This window comes from Streptomyces sp. NBC_01525 (assembly GCF_045040405.1).
GTDB classification, from domain to species: Bacteria; Actinomycetota; Actinomycetes; order Streptomycetales; family Streptomycetaceae; genus Streptomyces; species Streptomyces benahoarensis.
This window is the reverse complement of sequence record NZ_CP109397.1, coordinates 1,752,697-1,770,219: the sequence shown is the minus strand read 5'-3', so window position 1 is coordinate 1,770,219 and position 17,523 is coordinate 1,752,697. Positions and strand designations below refer to the sequence as shown.

Below are 17,523 nucleotides of genomic sequence, written 5' to 3'. Positions count from 1 at the left end.
TGGCGGCCGTCCGCCGTACGGGGCCGCCGCGCGGCGAGCGGTGCCGGTCCCGGCCGGTGGTCACCCGCCGTACCGCTCGGCCATCCGGCGGGCCGCCGCCGTGAACCGGGCGCGCAGCGGCTCGGGCGCCAGCACCTCGCACTCGGGGCCCAGCCCGAGCAGCTGCGCGTAGGCGACCTCGGCGTTCTCCACCGCGAGGGTGAGCGTCCACCGGCCGTCGGCCTCGGGGCCCTGCGCGTCCGCCACCGCCTCGCGCGCCGCGGCGGGCTCCGTGACGTACGGCAGTCGGCGTATACCGCCCTCCGTGAGCCGGAGCACCACCTCCGCCCGCAGCAACGACCGCGCGAACTGCGCGGCCCGCTCCGCCCAGAACGCGGGCAGATCGAACCCGGGATCCCGGACGAAATGCCCGTCCTCCGCCGCCGTCACGGCGGTGAAGCGGTCGACGCGGTAGATACGGAACGGGGGGACGGGCGGGGCGGGGGAGTCCGGGGAACCCGCGGAATCCGGCGGGGCCGAGCCCGCACCCTTCGGCGGCCCCGAGGCCTCCGGCGGCCCGCCGCCCGCACCACCCGGCGGGCCGGGCATGCCCGCACCGCCGGGCATGCCCGCGCCCGCACCGGACGCCTCCGCCGCACCCGCTCCACCCCTCGCAGTCGCCGCCGGGCCCTCCCGCCGCGCACAAGCCGCCAGATACCAAACCCCGGCCTTCAACACCAGCCCGTACGGCTCCAGCTCCCGCTCCACCTCGCGGTCCTTGCGCAGATAGCGGGCGCGTATCGGGCGGTCGTCCCACACCGCCTCGGCGAGGGCGGGCAACTCGGCGGGGGTCTCCGGGCTGCGGTACCAGGCCGGGGCGTCCAGGTGGAAGCGCTGGGCGGCGCCGCTCGCGGCCTCCCGCAGCTCCGGGAGGAGCGCCGCCGACACCTTGAGCCGCGCCGCGGACGCCGCGTCCGCCAGGCCCAACTCCCGTAGCGCGGACGGCATCCCGGACAGGAACAGCGTCTCCGCCTCGCTGCGTCCCAGGCCCGTCAGCCGGGTGCGGTACCCGCCGAGGAGGCGGTAGCCGCCCGCCCGGCCGCGGTCGGAGTAGACCGGCACGCCCGCCTCGGAGAGCGACAGGACGTCCCGTGCGATCGTGCGCTCGCTGACCTCCAGCTCCCTTGCCAGGTCACCGGCGGTCATCGACGGCCGGGACTGGAGGAGCAGCAGCATCTTGATCAGCCGGGCAGCACGCATGGATCCATCATGCCGGGCACCACTGACAACGCCCCGCAGCGCGAGGGCCGTTGACCGGCGGCCCCTGTGACCGACGGTCGTTGACCGCCCCCCCCGATGACCGATGACCGACGGCCCGGCCCGCCGCGCCCGAAGGCGCGACCGGCCGGGCCGGAAGGGTTCCCGTGCGAAGACCCCGGGCGCGGTGGGTGATCTCCGCACGGGAGCCGGGGGAGCGGCTCGTGGCGCCGGATGGTGCACCACGGACCGCCCGGTCCGAGAGACGGCACCCGGCGGAAGCCGGACCGCCCGGAAGCGGGGCCGGACGCCCCGCCCCTGGTCACAGGCCGTAGCGCGCCTTGGCCTCCTTGACCGTCTCCGGCTTGACGTCGCCCCGGCGGGCCAGCGCGGCCAGCGCCTGGACGGTCACCGACTGCGGGTCCACGCCGAAGTGACGGCGAGCCGCGTCGCGGGTGTCGGACAGGCCGAACCCGTCGGTGCCGATGGAGACCCAGTCCTGCTCGACCCAGGGCGCGATCTGGTCGGGCACCGCCCGCATCCAGTCGCTGACCGCCACCACCGGACCGGGCGCCCCCTCCAGGGCACGGGTCACGTACGGGACGCGGTCCTCCCCGTCGAGCCGGGCGGCGTCGCAGGCCAGCGCGTCGCGGCGGAGCTCCGTCCAGGACGGCGCCGACCACACGTCCGCTGCCACGCCCCAGTCCTCGGCGAGCAGCCGCTGCGCGTCCAGCGCCCAGTGGATGGCCGTGCCGGACGCCAGCAGCTGGAGCCGCGGGGCGTTGTCCGCCGGGGCCGCCGCCTCCTGGAAGCGGTACAGACCCCGCAGGATCGCCTCCTCGTCCAGCCCGTCGGGCATGGCAGGCTGCACCTTGGTCTCGTTGTAGACCGTCAGGTAGTAGAAGACGTCCTCGGCGTCCGGACCGTACATCCGGCGCAGGCCCTCCTTGACGATCACCGCGACCTCGTACGCGAACGCCGGGTCGTACGAGAGCGCCGCCGGGTTGGTGGAGGCGATCAGGTGCGAGTGGCCGTCGGCGTGCTGGAGGCCCTCACCGGTCATCGTGGTGCGGCCCGCGGTCGCGCCGATGACGAAGCCGCGGCCCAGCTGGTCGGCGAGCGCCCAGAACTGGTCGGCGGTCCGCTGCCAGCCGAACATCGAGTAGAAGATGTAGAAGGGGATCATCGGCTCGCCATGCGTCGCGTACGACGTGGCGGCGGCGGTGAAGTCCGCGAGCGAACCGGCCTCGGTGATGCCCTCGTTGAGGATCTGGCCGTCCTTCGCCTCCTTGTAGTACAGGAGCTGGTCGCGGTCGACCGGGTCGTACGTCTGGCCCTTCGGGGAGTACAGCCCCGCCGACGGGAACAGCGACTCCATGCCGAAGGTGCGGGCCTCGTCGGGGACGACCGGCACCCAGCGCTTGCCGGTCTCCTTGTCCCGCATCAGGTCCTTGACCAGCCGGACGAACGCCATGGTGGTGGCGATCTCCTGGCTGCCCGAGCCCTTCTTCAGCGCGTCGAACGCCTTCTGCGACGGCATCGGCAGCGGCTTCGGCGTGACCTTCCGGGCGGGGGCGGGGCCGTCCAGGGCCGCCCGGCGCTCCCGGAGGTAGACCATCTCCGGGGAGTCCTCGGCGGGCCGCCAGTAGGGAACGGTGTCGCCCTCCAGGGCGCTGTCCGGAATCGGCAGCTCCAGCAGGTCGCGCATGGCGCGGAACTCCTGCCCGGTGAGCTTCTTCATCTGGTGGTTGGCGTTCCGCGACTCGAAACCGGCGCCGAGCGTGTAGCCCTTGACGGTCTGCGCCAGGATGACGGTCGGCGCGCCCTTGTGCTCGACGGCCGCCTGGTACGCGGCGTACACCTTGCGCGGCTCGTGGCCCGCGCGGGAGGTCTGGAACAGCTCCAGCAGCGTGGCGTCGTCGAGCGAGTCGCCCAACGCGCGCAGCCCCGGCGTGGCGCCGAAGAAGTGCTCACGGATGTAGGTGGCGTCACGGGTGGCATACGTCTGGAACTGCGCGTCCGGCGTCTCGCGCAGGCGGCGCACCAGCGCGCCGTCGGTGTCGAGCGCGAAGACCTCGTCCCACGCCCGGCCCCACAGCGACTTGACGACGTTCCAGCCGGCGGCACGGAACTGCGCCTCCAGCTCCTGCACGATCTTGAAGTTCGGGCGGACCGGGCCGTCCAGGCGCTGCAGGTTGCAGTTGATGACGAAGGTGAGGTTGTCCAGACCCTCACGACCGGCCAGCGCCAGGGCGGCGGTCGACTCGGGCTCGTCCATCTCACCGTCGCCGAGGAACGCCCAGACATGGCTGTCCGCGGTGTCCTTGATACCGCGGTGCTCCAGGTAGCGGTTGAAGCGCGCCTGGTAGATGGCGGAGAGCGGGCCCAGGCCCATCGAGACGGTGGGGAACTCCCACAGCCAGGGCAGGCGCCGCGGGTGCGGGTACGACGGGAGGCCCTCGCCGCCGGCCTCCTGCCGGAAGTGGTCCAGCTGCTCCTCGGTCAGGCGGCCGTCGAGGAAGGCACGGGCGTAGATGCCGGGGGAGGCGTGGCCCTGGATGTAGAGCTGGTCGCCGCTGCCCGTGCCCTCCTTGCCGCGGAAGAAGTGCTGGAAGCCGGTCTCGTACAGCCACGCCGCCGACGCGAAGGTGGCGATGTGGCCGCCGAGACCGAGCCGGGAGCCACGGGTGACCATGGCGGCCGCGTTCCAGCGGTTCCACGCCGTGATCCGGGCCTCCATCGCCTCGTCGCCGGGGAATTCCGGCTCGGCGGAGGTCGGGATGGTGTTGACGTAGTCCGTCTCCAGGGGCGCGAGCGCCGGGTCGGCGGTGTGCTCCAGGGCGCGGCGCATCAGATACGCCGCGCGGTGCGGGCCCGCCGCCGCGGTGACGGCGTCGAGCGACTCGCGCCACTCGGCCGTCTCCTCCGGATCCCGGTCCGGGAGCTGGTCGAGCTGGCTGTACGGCAGGCGCACGGGATCGGGCATGGATGGCCCCTTTCCGGACAGAGGGGGAATGCGTTCGGCAGGCATTCGGGAGGCATTCGGCAGGCAGGGATGTCGCGCCCCGCGGGCGACCATACGCCCCTGATCGATGATCGATCAACGCTCCCCGGAAGAATCACCGCAGGTCGGCACGGGGTGCCGCATACCCGGGCACCGCGTGCCAGACGCAGAAGGGGGCGGAAGCGCCGCCGTACGGCCGCTCCCGCCCCGATGAGATCCGCAGGTCAGACCCGCGGCGCGCAGCTCAGCACATGGGTCCGCAGCAGGGCACCGATCCGCGGGTCCCGGCGCCGGAACGCGTCCACGATCTCCTGGTGGTCCTGCGCGTGCGACCGCGGCTCGGGGCTGAACCAGCGGATCGACAGCGTCGTCCACACCTCCACCCCCAGCGACTCCCAGGTGTGCAGCAGCACGCCGTTCCCGGCCGCCCGCACGATCTCGCGGTGGAACGCCACCGTGTGCCGCACCTGCGCCTCGCCGTCGCCCGTCCGGTCCGCCTCCCGCAGCCGGTCCACCTCGCGCTCCAGCGCCTCGGTGTCCTCGGCCAGCTGACCGGCCGCCAGCTCCGCCGCGACCTGCTCCAGACCGGCCCGTACGGGGTAGCTCTCCTTGAGGTCGGCGGGGGAGAGGTCCCGCACCCGGACGCCCTTGTTCGGCGCCGACTCGATCAGCCGCAACGACTCCAGCTCCCGCAGCGCCTCCCGCACCGGCGTCTGGCTGACCTCCAGCTCGACCGCGATCCGCCGCTCCACGATCCGTTCGCCGGGCTGCCACCGGCCGCGGACGATCCCCTCAAGGATGTGCTCGCGGATCTGCTCGCGCAGCGAATGGACGACGGGCGGGGTCATGACGGTGCTCCTCGCGGGTGGGGTGGTGACGGAGACGATACGGGGCGTGGTCGTCGCCCGGCGGTGCCGCGGGACCGGAATCACACGTGGTGCCGCTCACGGGTTCCCGGCCCCGGCGCGGGCCCCGGGACCGGGAACGCGAGCGGCCCCGCCCGGAGAACCCGGACGGGGCCGTGTGCACGCGCTGGTCGGCGCCTCGCTCAGAGACCGATCTCGGTCTCGAACTCGGCGGCCTCCAGGATCTGCTTGACCGTGGTCAGGTAACGGGCGGCGTCCGCGCCGTCCACCAGACGGTGGTCGTAGGAGAGCGCCAGGTAGGTCATGTCCCGGACGGCGATGGTCTCGCCGAGGTCGGGGTGGTTGATGACCACGGGGCGCTTGACGGTGGCGCCGATACCGAGGATGCCGACCTGGTTCGGCGGCACGATCACGGTGTCGAAGAGCGCGCCGCGCGAGCCGGTGTTCGAGATGGTGAACGTGGCTCCGGCGAGGTCGTCCGGGGTGATCTTGTTGGAGCGGACCTTGCCGGCGAGGTCGGCGGTCTTCTTGGCGATACCGGTGATGTTGAGGTCACCGGCGTCCTTGATGACCGGGGTCATCAGGCCCTTCTCCGCGTCCACCGCGATACCGATGTTCTCGGTGTCGAAGTAGGTGATCGTGCCCTCGTCCTCGTTGATCCGGGCGTTGACGACCGGGTGGGCCTTCAGCGCCTGGACGGCGGCCTTGACGAAGAACGGCATCGGGGAGAGCTTGACGCCCTCACGCTGCGCGAAGGCGTCCTTGGCCTTGTTGCGCATCCGCATGATCTTGGTGACGTCCACCTCGACCACGCTGGTGAGCTGCGCCTGGCCGTGCAGGGCCTTCATCATGTTGTCGCCGATGACCTTGCGCATCCGCGGCATCTTGACGGTCTGACCGCGCAGCGGCGACGCCTCGATGGCCGGGGCGGCGGGCTTCGACGCGGCCGGGGCGGCCGGGGCGGCCGGGGCCGGGGCGGCGGCCTTGGCGGCCTCCGCGGCGGCGATGACGTCCTGCTTGCGGACGCGGCCACCGACGCCGGTGCCCTTGACCGTGGCGAGGTTGACGCCGTTCTCCGCGGCGAGCTTGCGCACCAGCGGCGTGACGTACGCGCCGTCGCCCTCACCGGCGGCCGGGGCCGCAGCGGAGGGCGCGGCGTAAGCCGCTCCGGTGGAGCCGGTGCTTGCAACGGTGGGAGCCGGGGCCACGGGGGCCGGGGCCGGAGTGGCAGGCGCGGCCGGAGCCGGGGCCGGGGCAGCCGGAGCGGCGGGCGCGGGCGCCGGAGCCGCGGGGGCGGCCGGGGCCGGAGCGGCCGGAGCCGGGGCGGCGGGGGCAGCCGGGGCGGCAGGCGCCGCGGCCTGGACGGCCGAGCCGATGACGGCGAGCTTGGCGCCGACCTCGGCGTTCTCGTCCTCGGCCACCAGGATCTCCAGCAGGGTGCCGGAGACCGGCGCCGGGATCTCGGTGTCGACCTTGTCGGTGGAGACCTCGAGCAGGGGCTCGTCCTCCGAGACCTCCTCGCCGACCTCCTTCAGCCAACGGGTGACGGTGCCCTCGGTGACCGACTCGCCCAGGGCGGGCAGCACGACGTCGGTACCGGAGGCGGCGCCGGCCGGAGCGGCGGCGGGCGCCGGAGCGGCCTCGGCCACGGGGGCGGCCACGGGCTCGGGCTGTGCGGCGGGGGCCTCGGCGGCGGCGGGGGCCGCGGCGGGGGTGCCGGAGCCGTCGTCGATGACGGCCAGCTCGGCGCCGACCTCCACGGTCTCGTCCTCGGCGACCTTGATGGCCGCCAGGATGCCGGAGGCGGGGGCGGGGATCTCGGTGTCGACCTTGTCGGTCGACACCTCCAGCAGGGGCTCGTCGGCCTCGACGCGCTCACCCTCGGCCTTGAGCCAGCGGGTGACGGTGCCCTCGGTGACGCTCTCGCCGAGCGCCGGAAGGGATACGGAAACCGCCATGGTTTCTGTTGCTCCTAACGGATGGTTCCCCCGCGCGCACGGTGTCGGCGCGCGGGGAAGTGCGGATGTGGTCGCGCCCGGGACTGAGGGTCAGTCGTGGGAGTGGAGGGGCTTGCCGGCCAGCGCCAGGTGGGCCTCCCCGAGAGCCTCGTTCTGCGTGGGGTGCGCGTGAACGAGCTGCGCAACCTCGGCCGGCAGGGCTTCCCAGTTGTAGATCAGCTGGGCCTCACCGACCTGCTCGCCCATACGGTCACCGACCATGTGGACGCCGACCACGGCACCATCCTTGACCTGGACGAGCTTGATCTCGCCCGTGGTCTTCAGGATCTTGCTCTTGCCGTTGCCCGCGAGATTGTACTTCAGCGTGACGACCTTGTCGGCGCCGTACAGCTCCTTGGCCTTCGCCTCGGAGATACCCACCGAGGCGACCTCGGGGTGGCAGTACGTCACGCGCGGCACGCCGTCGTAGTCGATCGGCACGGTCTTCAGACCCGCCAGCCGCTCCGCCACCAGCATGCCCTCGGCGAAGCCGACGTGCGCGAGCTGGAGGGTGGGGACGAGGTCGCCGACGGCCGAGATCGTCGGAACGTTGGTCTGCATGTACTCGTCGACCAGGACGTAGCCGCGGTCCATGGCGACGCCCTGCTCCTCGTAGCCCAGGCCCGCCGAGACCGGCCCGCGGCCGATCGCGACCAGGAGGACCTCGGCCTCGAAGGTCTTGCCGTCGGCGAGGGTCACCTTGACGCCGTCGGCGGTGTACTCGGCCTTGTCGAAGAAGGTGCCGAGGTTGAACTTGATGCCGCGCTTGCGGAAGGCCCGCTCCAGCAGCTTGGAGCTGTTCTCGTCCTCGACCGGGACGAGGTGCTTGAGGCCCTCGACGATGGTGACGTCGGTGCCGAAGGACTTCCACGCCGAGGCGAACTCGACGCCGATGACGCCGCCGCCCAGCACGATCGCGGACTTCGGCACGCGGTTCAGCTTCAGCGCGTGGTCCGAGGAGATGATGCGGTCGCCGTCGATGTTCAGGCCCGGCAGCGACTTCGGCACGGAGCCGGTCGCCAGCAGGACGTGGCGGCCCGTCACGCGCTGGCCGTTCACATCGACGGAGGTCGGGGAGGAGAGCTTGCCCTCGCCCTCGATGTACGTCACCTTGCGGGAGGCGATCAGCCCCTGCAGGCCCTTGTACAGGCCGGAGATGACATCGTCCTTGTACTTGTGGACGGCGTCGATGTCGATGCCCTCGAAGGTGGCCTTGACACCGAACTGCTCGCTCTCGCGGGCCTGGTCGGCGATCTCACCGGCGTGCAGCAGTGCCTTGGTGGGGATGCAGCCGTTGTGCAGGCAGGTACCGCCGACCTTGCCCTTCTCGATCAGGGCGACGTCCAGGCCCAGCTGCGCCCCGCGCAGGGCCGCGGCGTAACCGCCACTGCCGCCACCGAGGATCACTAGGTCGAAAACGGTGCTGGCGTCGTTCGCCACGTCACGTCCTCCATGCATGGGTACGCCGGAGCCGGTCTCCGATGACCGGTCGGCGGCTGTGGTTCGGCCGCTCTTCACGTCGGCCCTGGGTAAGGGGGGCCCTGTCCTGCCGAGGACCCATCTTCGCACTTGTTCGGTGAAGCTGGGACGGCGGGCCGGGCCTGGCGGCGGTACGTACGCCGCCTCTCAAGGGTTACTCGGCCGTAGGCAGCGGCGCCGCGGCGCGAAGCGCCACCTGGGAAGGGCGGGGGGACGCCTGCGGATTTCGTTGAGGGCGAACGCCGCCCCCGAAGGACGCCCGGATCGCGGTCACCGCTGGCGCACCGGCGGCCCCGGACGGTGAGCCCGGGGCCGTCGGACGTGCGGGGGGAGCGGGGGCTCAGCCCAGGTCGCCCGAGGCGGTGCGCTCGGCCAGCCGCAGCAGGGTGCGGACCGACGAGCCGGTGCCGCCCTTGTGCGTGTAGCCGTACGGCGCGCTCTCGTGGAACGCCGGGCCCGCGATGTCGAGGTGCGCCCAGGGGATGCCCTCGCCGATGAACTCCTTCAGGAACAGACCGGCGACCAGGCCGCCGCCCATCCGCTCGCCCATGTTGGCGATGTCGGCCACCGGGGAGTCCATGCCCTTGCGCAGCTCGGCGGGCATCGGCATCGGCCAGGACTGCTCGCCGACCTCCTCCGCGATCTCGTGGATCGTGGTGCGGAACGCGTCGTCGTTGGCCATGATCCCGAAGGTGCGGTTGCCCAGCGCCAGCACCATCGCGCCGGTCAGCGTCGCGACGTCGATGATGGCGTCCGGCTCCTCCTCCGACGCGCGGGTCAGCGCGTCGGCCAGCACCAGACGGCCCTCGGCGTCGGTGTTGAGCACCTCGACCGTCTTGCCGCTGTACATCGTCAGCACGTCACCGGGGCGGGTGGCGTTGCCCGACGGCATGTTCTCGGCGAGCGCCAGCCAGCCGGTGACGTTCACCTCCAGGCCCAGCCGCGCCGCGGCGACGACGGTGGCGAACACCGCGGCGGCGCCGCTCATGTCGCACTTCATCGTCTCGTTGTGCCCGGCCGGCTTCAGCGAGATACCGCCCGAGTCGTACGTGATGCCCTTGCCGACCAGCGCGAGCGTCTTCGTCGCCTTGGCGTGGGTGTGGGCGATGCGCACCAGCCGCGGCGGGGCGTCCGAGCCCTGGCCGACGCCGAGCAGACCGCCGTAGCCGCCCTTCTTCAGCGCCTTCTCGTCCAGCACCTCGACCTTGAGGCCGAACTCCTTGGCCGCGGCCTGCGCCTCGGCGGCGAAGGACTTCGGGTCGAGCGCGTTGGGCGGGGTGTTGATCAGGTCGCGGGCGCGGTGGATCTCCGCCGCCAGCACCAGGGCGCGCTCGGTCGCCGCCTTGAACTCCTTGTCCCGCGGCTTGCCGCCGAGCAGCGCGACCTCCGCGAGCGGCGCCGAGCCGCCGTTGCCGCCCTTCGCGCCCTTCTTCGCGTGGGCCGGGGCGCCGTCGCTGCGGAACGCGGTGAAGGCGTACGCGCCGAACAGCGCGCCCTCGGAGACCGCGGCGGCCGCCTCGGCGTCCTCCAGCGGCAGCGCGAAGGCCGCCTTCTTCGTGCCGTTCAGCGCGCGGGCGGCGCTGCCCGCAGCGCGCCGCAGCGTCTCGTTGTCGTACGTCTCGCCCTTGGCCGGTGCGGCGCCGAGGCCGACCGCCAGCACGACCGGCGCCTTGAGGCCGTCGGCGGCGGGCAGCTTGGTCACCTCGCCCTCGGCACCCGTCGCGCCGAGAGTCTCCAGGACGGCGGCGAGCTTGCCGCCGAACGCCTCGTCCACGGCTTCGGCGCCGGTGGCGGGCACGGGGCCCTTGGCGCCCTTGGCCACGCCGACGACGACGGCGTCCGCGCGCGCCGCTGCGGCGGAGGAAGTACTGAGGGTCAGTGCAGTCACGGTGATGAAAGTCCTGTTCCGTCCGGGAATCCGTTCGCGCTCAGGGAGCAGCGTGCGGCCGAGCCTACGCTCGGGGCGCCCGCACGGAACGGGGAGCGGCCTGGACGGCCCGCTCCCCGGCGCCCTCCCGAGCGATGCCCGGACGGCCCAACGACCCGTTCTCAGCAGGGTAGTTGGAGGTTTTTCGACGGGTACGGGCCGCCGGGGCAAAGGGGGCGAACGGCTTGTTCCGCACGCCGAATGAGAGCGGCGCCACAGTGACGCCACGCGTTCGGGCGGCGCCAACGGCCCCTGAAAGGCCGTCCCGCGCGGGCTCAGCCCAGCGCCAGCACCACCAGCGCGGTGAGCGCCGCCGTCTCGGCGAGCGCGCCGAACACATCGCCCGTCACCCCGCCCAGCCGCCGCCGGCAGTGCCGCAGCACCCCCTCGGCGACGGCCAGCGCCACCACCACCGCCAGCGCGGTGTGCACCGCGCCGAACACCCCGCCGGTGGCACCGGCCGCGGCCGCCGCACAGACCAGCGCCGCGCACCCCGCCGCGGCGCGGCGCGGCACCACCCCGGCGACCGCGGCGCCCAGCCCCTCCGGCCGCGCGGCGGGCACGCCCCGGCGGCAGGCCCAGGTCAGCGCGGTACGGGCGGCGGTCGCCGAGACGACGGCGGCCACCGCGCCGCGGGCCCAGCCGTCCGCGTACAGCCCGGCCAACGCCGCCACCTGCGCCACCAGCGCGAACAGCAGCGTGATGACGCCGAACGGGCCGATGTCGGACTGCTTCATGATGCGCAGCGCGTCCTCGGGCGGTTTTCCGCTGCCCAGGCCGTCTGCGGTGTCCGCGAGACCGTCCAGATGGAGGCCGCGGGTGAGCGCGGCGGGCACCACCGCGGAGCCGGTCGCGGCGAGCAGCGGGGAGCCGCCCAACGCGAGCAGCACCGCACCGACCGCCGCGGCGAACCCCCCGACGACCAGCCCGGCCAGCGGCGCACAGAGCATCCCGCCCCGCGCCGCCACCCGGTCCCAGCGCCGCACCCGCACCGGCAACACGGTCAACGTCCCGAAGGCGAACCGCAGCCCGTCCCCGGCACCGGCCCGGCCGCCGGGCGGCGTCGGTGCAGGTACGGGTGCGGGGGCTGCGGAATCGGGCGCGTCGGTCATCGCGGCAGGCTAACCCGGGGGGCGGGGCGACGCGCTCGCCGCCCTCCTCACCGCAACCACCCCGCCTCACCGGCACAAGCCGCCCCCGCCGCCCGGCGCCGCCGCGCGGCCACCTCCCAGCCCAGGCACACCAGCAGCGTCGCCGCGACGGCCGCGATGTGTTCCTTGCCCGCGAGGTTGTTCTTGACGAACACCACCTCGCCGACCATCGCCACCACCACCAACGCGCACGTCACCCGCGCCCGCAGCCGCCAGCACACGAACACCGCCAGGCCCACCACCGCGGCCGACGGCCCGGTGTCCACCACCCAGGCGTCGCCCGGCGGCAGGCCGATGGGGCTGTCCGGCCCGAGCCGGATGCCCAGCCGCGCGTAGAGCGTCCCGGCGAGGGTCGCGGTGTACGCCATCGCCAGCGTCCGCCACCGGCCCAGCGTCACCTCCGCGATCCCGAACACCACCAGGACCTGCGCCAACGCGCCCCACACCGGCAGATCGAGCGCCGGGACGAAGAGCGACAGCGGCGTCCGCAGCAGCGCGAGCCAGAGCGGCGTCCCGGCGGTCGGCGCCCCGGCCGCCTGCACCGGCCCGTACCCCCACGACTGGTTCTGCACGATCTGGAGGACCAGCGTCAGCATCACCGACGCCAGCGTCAGCGGGATCGCCCGCGGCCCGCGCGCCGCCAACGGCCCCCGCACGGCCCGCCACAGCGGACCCCGCTCGGCCGCCACGGCACGGCGCACCACACCGCCCCGGACCGGCTCGCTCATCGATTGCTCCCCTGCTGCTCACGGCGCGCCGCGCCCGTACCGCCCCCGCCCGGAAGGCCGCGCGGCCCCGCGGCGCGCGCTGCCCCGAGCATGGCCCGGCCGACGTGCGGCCTGCGGCATTTCACCGGGGCGCGGACGAGCGAATCGACGCGCCGCCACCCCTCGCGCGAGCGCGAGCGGACCCGTACGGGCGCGGCCCCCGTACGAGGCCCCGGCAGGGGGACGGCGGCCCGCCCGCGCTCCGGGACGTCACCGGCCCGCCCCGGGGACGGCGCCCGCTCTGCCCACGGCGCACGGCGCCCTCCCGCACGGACCGGATGACCGGCCGTCACCCGGCCGGGAGGGCCGCGGTCAGTCGCGGACCGGCAGCTGCGCCGCCAGGTCGGCGGCGGCCCGCACCAGCGGCAGCGCCAGCAGGGCGCCCGTACCCTCACCGGCTGTGACGCCGTGGTCGAGCAGCGGGTTGAGCGCGATCCGGTCCAGCGCCTTGGCCTGCGCCGGTTCGCCGCTGAGCTGCCCGGCCAGCCACCAGTCCGGCGCGCGGAACGCCACCCGCTGCGCCACCAGCGCGCACGCCGCCGACACCACCCCGTCGAGGATCACCGGCGTCCGGCGCACCGCGCTCTGCAGCAGGAACCCGGTGATCGCCGCCAGATCGGCGCCCCCGGTGGTGGCCAGCAGCGCCAGCTGATTGCCGAGGACCGGACGGGCCCGGCGCAGCGCGTCCCGGATCGCCGCGCACTTGCGCATCCACGCCAGATCATCGATTCCGGCGCCGCCCCGGCCGGTCACCACCGACGCGTCGGTCCCGCACAACGCGGCGATCAGCGTGGACGCCGCGGTCGTGCCGCCGACGCTCAGATCGCCCAGCACCACCAGGTCCGTCCCGGCGTCGGCCTCCTCGTCGGCGACCGCCATCCCGGCCCGGAACGCCGCCTCGGCCTCCTCGGCCGTCAGCGCGTCCTCGATGTCGATCCGCCCCGAACCGCGCCGCACCCGGTGCCGGGTGACGTCGGCGGGCAGCTCCTCCGCGTCGCAGTCCACCGCCATGTCGATCACCCGCAGCCCGGCCCCGGCGCCCCGGGCCAGCACCGCCGCCGGGCTGGTGCCCTCCAGCGCGGCCCGTACGAGGTCCTTCGTGCCCTTGGCCGGGCGCCCGGAGACGTTCAGCTCCGCCACCCCGTGGTCACCGGCGAAGAGCAGCACCCGGGCGCGCTCCAGCGGCCGCACCGGCACCTGCCGCTGCGTGGCGGCCAGCCATTCCCCCAGCTCGTCCAGGCGGCCCAACGCCCCGGGCGGCAGGGCCAGCCGCGCCCGCCGCTCCTCGGCGTCACGGCGCGCGCTGCCGTCGGGGCGCTCGATCAGGTGGGCGAAGTCATCGAGATTCAGGGCGCTCATTGGGCGCAGGTTACCGGCAACCGCGCCCCGCCGACGCGCCCGGAGCGCACCCCGTGCCGCCGGGGGCACGCCACCCGCCGCCACGGCACGCACCGCAGGCCGGAGCGCCGCCGCGCCCGTCGGCTCCGCCGCGTACGGCAGGCACGTGGCGGACCTCGGCCGCGCACGACGGGCGGGCGCCACCGGCCGGACGTCCGGACCCGCGCCCGACGCGCCCCGAGGGGCGCACGCCACCTCCGCCCACGCCCCTACCGCGCGAACCGCACCTCGCACACCACCGGCGTCCACGCGCGCAGCACCGGGAACCGCTGCCCGTACCCGCCCGCGGCCCCCGGCAGCGCCAACCGGCCGCCCGGCGGCGGCAGTTCCCGTACGGAGGTGATCGCCGGATGTACCGCGGTGAGGGCCGCCAGCTGGCCGCGGTCCAGGCTCCAGCGCACCGCGCCCGGCAGCGGCCCGGCGGAGAGCGCCGGGTACCGGCGGGCCACCGCCGCCGCCCGCCGCGGCAGCGCGTCGAAGACCAGCGCTCCGCCGGGCAGCCGCTCCGCGCACGCCGCCAGCAGCGCCCGCACCTCCCCGGGAGCCTGCCGCATCAGCAGCCCCGGCGCCGTCACGATCACCCCGCGGGACGGCTCACCGACCGCGTCCAGCCAGCCGAAACCGTGCGCCGGGCGCACCACCGTGCGGCGCCGCGCACCGTCCGGCAGCAGCATCCGCCGCACTGCCGCCGTCTCCGGCGACAGCACCGACAGCCAGTGCAACCGCCCGTTGTCCAGCCGCCAGTAGCCGGTGCCCAGCCCCTCGCCGAGCGCCACCACCGTCGCCTCCGGATGCCGCGCCACATACGCCTGCACCGCCGCGTCGACGCACCGGGCCCGCCGCCCCGCCGCCCGCACCCCGGGCGGATCGACCGCACCGGGACCGTCCGGCGCCCGCCGCCGCACCGGAGGCACCTCCGGCACGGCGGTACGGGCGTGGGTCCGCGGCGCGGCCCGGTGGCAGGCCCCGACGGGCGCGGCGGACCCCGGCGCCGCGCCCGGCCCCGTCCGCCCGGTCGGCTCGGTCAGCTCCGTCAGCTCGGATTCGGTCACCGTCCAAGAGCACCCGCCGCCGGGCCGCCGGGCAAGCGGACACGTGCCCCGGCGGCCCCGCGTCATCCGCGCAGCGCAAGCGGCTGCCCGGCGACGACCAGCAGCACCTGCTCGCACTCGGCGCCGAATGCCGCGTTCAGCCGCCCCAGTTCGTCCCGGAAGCGCCGCCCGGCCGGGGTCGCCGGCACCACCCCGGACCCGACCTCGTTGCTGACCGCCACCACCTGCCTGCGCGTCGCCCGGACGGCCGCCACCAGCGCGTCCGTCCGCTCCCGCAGCGCCCGCCGCCCCCCGGCCTCCCACGCCGCGTCGTCCCACGCCCCGACCTCGTCCATGGCGTGCGTCAGCCACAGCGCCAGACAGTCGATGAGCAGCGGCGACGCGTCGAAGACCCGGTCGGCCGCGTCGTCGCCGCCCAGCCCCGCCCGCCGGTCGGCGCCCGGCTCCCGCGCCGGACCGAGCAGCGGCCCGCCCGCCGTGTCCCGCTCCCCGCCCGACAGCAGCGGCACCAGGTCGCAGGTCTCGGCGGTACGCCACCCCGGGGGCCGCCGCTCGCGGTGCAGCGCCACCCGCTGCGCCCACTCCGTGTCGCCCTCGCGGGTGCCGCCGGTCGCGACGTACAGCACGTCCGGGAAGGCCGCCAGCCGCCGCTCGGCCTCCGCCGACTTGCCGCTGCGCGCGCCGCCCAGCACCAGCGTCCGCCGCGGCAGCTCCGGCGGCGTCCCGACCGGGAACTCCCCGGCCACCAGCGTCGTCCCGTCCGGCACCGCCCGCGCGCCCGCCGCCGCCAGCCTGCGGTGCAGCTCCGCGCCGGGCGGCACCGTGTGGTCGAGATGGACGGCGATCACATCGGTCGCCGCATCCACCGCGCCGCTCGCCCGCAGCCGCGCCAGCGCGTCCGGCCGCCCGATGACGTCCAGCAGCACCAGGTCGTACGGGCCGGTGCCGCCCATCGCCTCGTAGCCGCCACCCGCCGCCCCGTTGACCGGGCCCGCGGGCGCGGCGCCCGGCGGCAGGTACAGCAGCCGCTCGCCGCCCCCGCCGCCGATCTCGTAGCCGGTGCCGGGGATGTCCACCGCGATGGCCCGCACCCGGTGCCCGTCGAGCAGCGCCAGCTCCCGCCCGTCCGCGACCCGCCCCGGCTGCGGCAGCCCGGCGGGCACCTCCAGCGCCGGACCGTCGTGCGGATGCGACAGCAGCACCTGCCGTACGCCCGCCAGTGACTGCCCCGCGCGGGCGGCGGCGAACGCCGGGCCGGGCGTGAGGTCGATGAGCAGCGCGCCGTCGATCAGCAGCGCGGTGGCCGCCCGCGCCTCGTCGCCGACGGCGGTGGCGCAGGCCGCGCAAGGGCAGCCGGGGCGCGGCAGCCCCTGGGGGGCTCCGGTGCCGAGCAGTGTCAGTTCCACGCGGCGATTTTCCCCCGGGCCCGGCCGCACAGCGCGCCGGGGACCTCTCGACACGCCCGATAGGCTGCTGACCGGCACCAGGTACGACCAGCAGGACAACGCGCTCACCAGCACATCACGGCACGGCGGACCGGGCCCCGGCACGGCCCCGGAGCCCAGGCACCCAGGAGGCGGACATGGCGTGGACGTGGCGGTTCGAGACGGCGGACGGTACGCAGACGGCGCCGTCGGTGCAGCCGGAGGAATTCACCACCCAGGGGGACGCCGAATCCTGGATCGGCGAGGAGTGGCGGACCCTCCGCGACGGCGGCGTCGACCAGGTCCGCCTCTTCGAGGACGGCACCGAGGTCTACGCGGGGCCGATGAGCCTCCACGCCGACGACGACTGACCGGCCGCCCCGGTCCCGGAAACGACGAGGCCCGCGCCCCCTCCACCGGGGCCGCGGGCCTCACGTCGTCACACCGGGGCCGTCAGCCGCCCCGTACCCCGCACAGATGCAGCAGCCCGGCGACCGTACGGTACGGATCGGTCCGCCCGGCCCGCTCCTCGGCGCTCAGCAGCAGCTCCCGCCGCCGCGCACCGTCCGCGCCGCCCTGGGTGGGCACCTGCGGCGCCGCGTCGGCCGAGGCGTCCGTGAAGACGCCGACGCCGTACCACTCCTGGAGCGGCGCGCCGATCCCGGCGAGCGACGCGGTCAGCGCGTCCAGCCCGGACCGCGCCGCGCCCCGCTCGCCGTCCGGCGCCTCGAACGCGGCGAGGACACCGTGCCAGTCCCCGGCGAGCCCGGGCCGCATCGCCGCGGCGCCGGTGTTGCGTACGACGAGGGACAGCAGCCCGCCCGGGGCCAGCACCCGCGCGAGGCCCGCCAGATGCGCGTCCGGATCCCGCGCGCCGCTCAGCAACCCGTGGCAGAGCACCACGTCGAACGAGCCCGGCAGGAAGTGCGCACCGGTGTCCCGGCCGTCGCCCTCGACCAGCCGCACCCGCTCACGGATCCCGTCCGGCTCCGCCGCCAGCGCCGCCCGTACGCCCTCCAGGGCACCCGGGTCCTGCTCCAGCGCGGTGACGTGGTGCCCGCCGCGCGCCAGCCGCAGCGCCTGCACACCGTCACCCGTCCCGGCGTCGAGCACCCGCAGCCGCTGCCCCACGGGGAAGCGGCCGGCGATCTGCTCCTCGATCTGCCGTCCCAGCAGCTGCTGCCGCACGGACGGCCGTACCACGGGCGCGGCGGGCCGGACC

The 17,523-nt window shown here is 75.1% G+C and carries 13 protein-coding genes; 1 reads left to right on the top strand and 12 read right to left on the bottom strand.

Features of this window, described 5'->3' with window-relative positions; genetic code table 11:
• Positions 1-60: 60 nt before the first annotated feature.
• The 11 genes from OG422_RS07905 to OG422_RS07855 all read right to left on the bottom strand — a co-directional run bounded on the left by OG422_RS07905 (position 61) and on the right by OG422_RS07855 (position 16,283).
• The gene (locus tag OG422_RS07905; RefSeq protein ID WP_405741302.1) at positions 61-1,239 is read right to left on the bottom strand and encodes a helix-turn-helix transcriptional regulator; all 1,179 of its coding nucleotides are present in this window, start codon (positions 1,237-1,239) and stop codon (positions 61-63) included.
• A gap of 319 nt (positions 1,240-1,558) precedes the next feature.
• Positions 1,559-4,222 carry a pyruvate dehydrogenase (acetyl-transferring), homodimeric type gene (gene aceE, locus OG422_RS07900; RefSeq protein ID WP_405741299.1) on the bottom strand — a complete coding sequence of 888 codons (2,664 nt, stop codon included), beginning with the start codon at positions 4,220-4,222 and terminating at the stop codon, positions 1,559-1,561.
• Between the two features lie 242 nt (positions 4,223-4,464).
• Positions 4,465-5,088, bottom strand: a complete 624-nt coding sequence (locus tag OG422_RS07895) for a GntR family transcriptional regulator (RefSeq protein WP_143943838.1) — start codon at positions 5,086-5,088, stop codon at positions 4,465-4,467.
• Between the two features lie 200 nt (positions 5,089-5,288).
• Positions 5,289-7,064: a 2-oxoglutarate dehydrogenase, E2 component, dihydrolipoamide succinyltransferase gene (gene sucB, locus OG422_RS07890; protein ID WP_405741295.1), complete on the bottom strand. Its 1,776-nt coding sequence runs from the start codon at positions 7,062-7,064 to the stop codon at positions 5,289-5,291.
• Between the two features lie 90 nt (positions 7,065-7,154).
• A complete protein-coding gene (gene lpdA, locus OG422_RS07885) occupies positions 7,155-8,543 on the bottom strand; it encodes a dihydrolipoyl dehydrogenase (RefSeq protein WP_143943454.1) in 1,389 nt (462 codons plus the stop codon).
• 379 nt (positions 8,544-8,922) lie between these two features.
• Complete coding sequence (locus tag OG422_RS07880; protein ID WP_405741292.1) at positions 8,923-10,470, bottom strand: leucyl aminopeptidase; 1,548 nt, start codon at positions 10,468-10,470, stop codon at positions 8,923-8,925.
• A 314-nt stretch (positions 10,471-10,784) separates the two neighbouring features.
• On the bottom strand, positions 10,785-11,621 hold the full coding sequence (locus OG422_RS07875; protein WP_405741289.1) for an adenosylcobinamide-GDP ribazoletransferase: 837 nt from the start codon (positions 11,619-11,621) through the stop codon (positions 10,785-10,787).
• 47 nt (positions 11,622-11,668) lie between these two features.
• Positions 11,669-12,388: a hypothetical protein gene (locus tag OG422_RS07870; RefSeq protein ID WP_405741286.1), complete on the bottom strand. Its 720-nt coding sequence runs from the start codon at positions 12,386-12,388 to the stop codon at positions 11,669-11,671.
• Positions 12,389-12,739: 351 nt separating this feature from the next.
• The gene (gene cobT / locus OG422_RS07865; protein ID WP_405741283.1) at positions 12,740-13,786 is read right to left on the bottom strand and encodes a nicotinate-nucleotide--dimethylbenzimidazole phosphoribosyltransferase; all 1,047 of its coding nucleotides are present in this window, start codon (positions 13,784-13,786) and stop codon (positions 12,740-12,742) included.
• Positions 13,787-14,034: 248 nt separating this feature from the next.
• Positions 14,035-14,877: a class I SAM-dependent methyltransferase gene (locus OG422_RS07860; protein ID WP_405741280.1), complete on the bottom strand. Its 843-nt coding sequence runs from the start codon at positions 14,875-14,877 to the stop codon at positions 14,035-14,037.
• Between the two features lie 62 nt (positions 14,878-14,939).
• On the bottom strand, positions 14,940-16,283 hold the full coding sequence (locus OG422_RS07855; RefSeq protein WP_405741277.1) for a bifunctional adenosylcobinamide kinase/adenosylcobinamide-phosphate guanylyltransferase: 1,344 nt from the start codon (positions 16,281-16,283) through the stop codon (positions 14,940-14,942).
• Positions 16,284-16,459: 176 nt separating this feature from the next.
• On the opposite strand from OG422_RS07855, the gene OG422_RS07850 reads away from it, so the two are divergent.
• Positions 16,460-16,672 carry a hypothetical protein gene (locus OG422_RS07850; protein WP_143940786.1) on the top strand — a complete coding sequence of 71 codons (213 nt, stop codon included), beginning with the start codon at positions 16,460-16,462 and terminating at the stop codon, positions 16,670-16,672.
• 82 nt (positions 16,673-16,754) lie between these two features.
• Here OG422_RS07850 and OG422_RS07845 read toward each other — a convergent pair whose 3' ends face one another.
• Positions 16,755-17,474 carry a bifunctional 2-polyprenyl-6-hydroxyphenol methylase/3-demethylubiquinol 3-O-methyltransferase UbiG gene (locus tag OG422_RS07845; protein WP_143940789.1) on the bottom strand — a complete coding sequence of 240 codons (720 nt, stop codon included), beginning with the start codon at positions 17,472-17,474 and terminating at the stop codon, positions 16,755-16,757.
• Positions 17,475-17,523 lie beyond the last annotated feature (49 nt).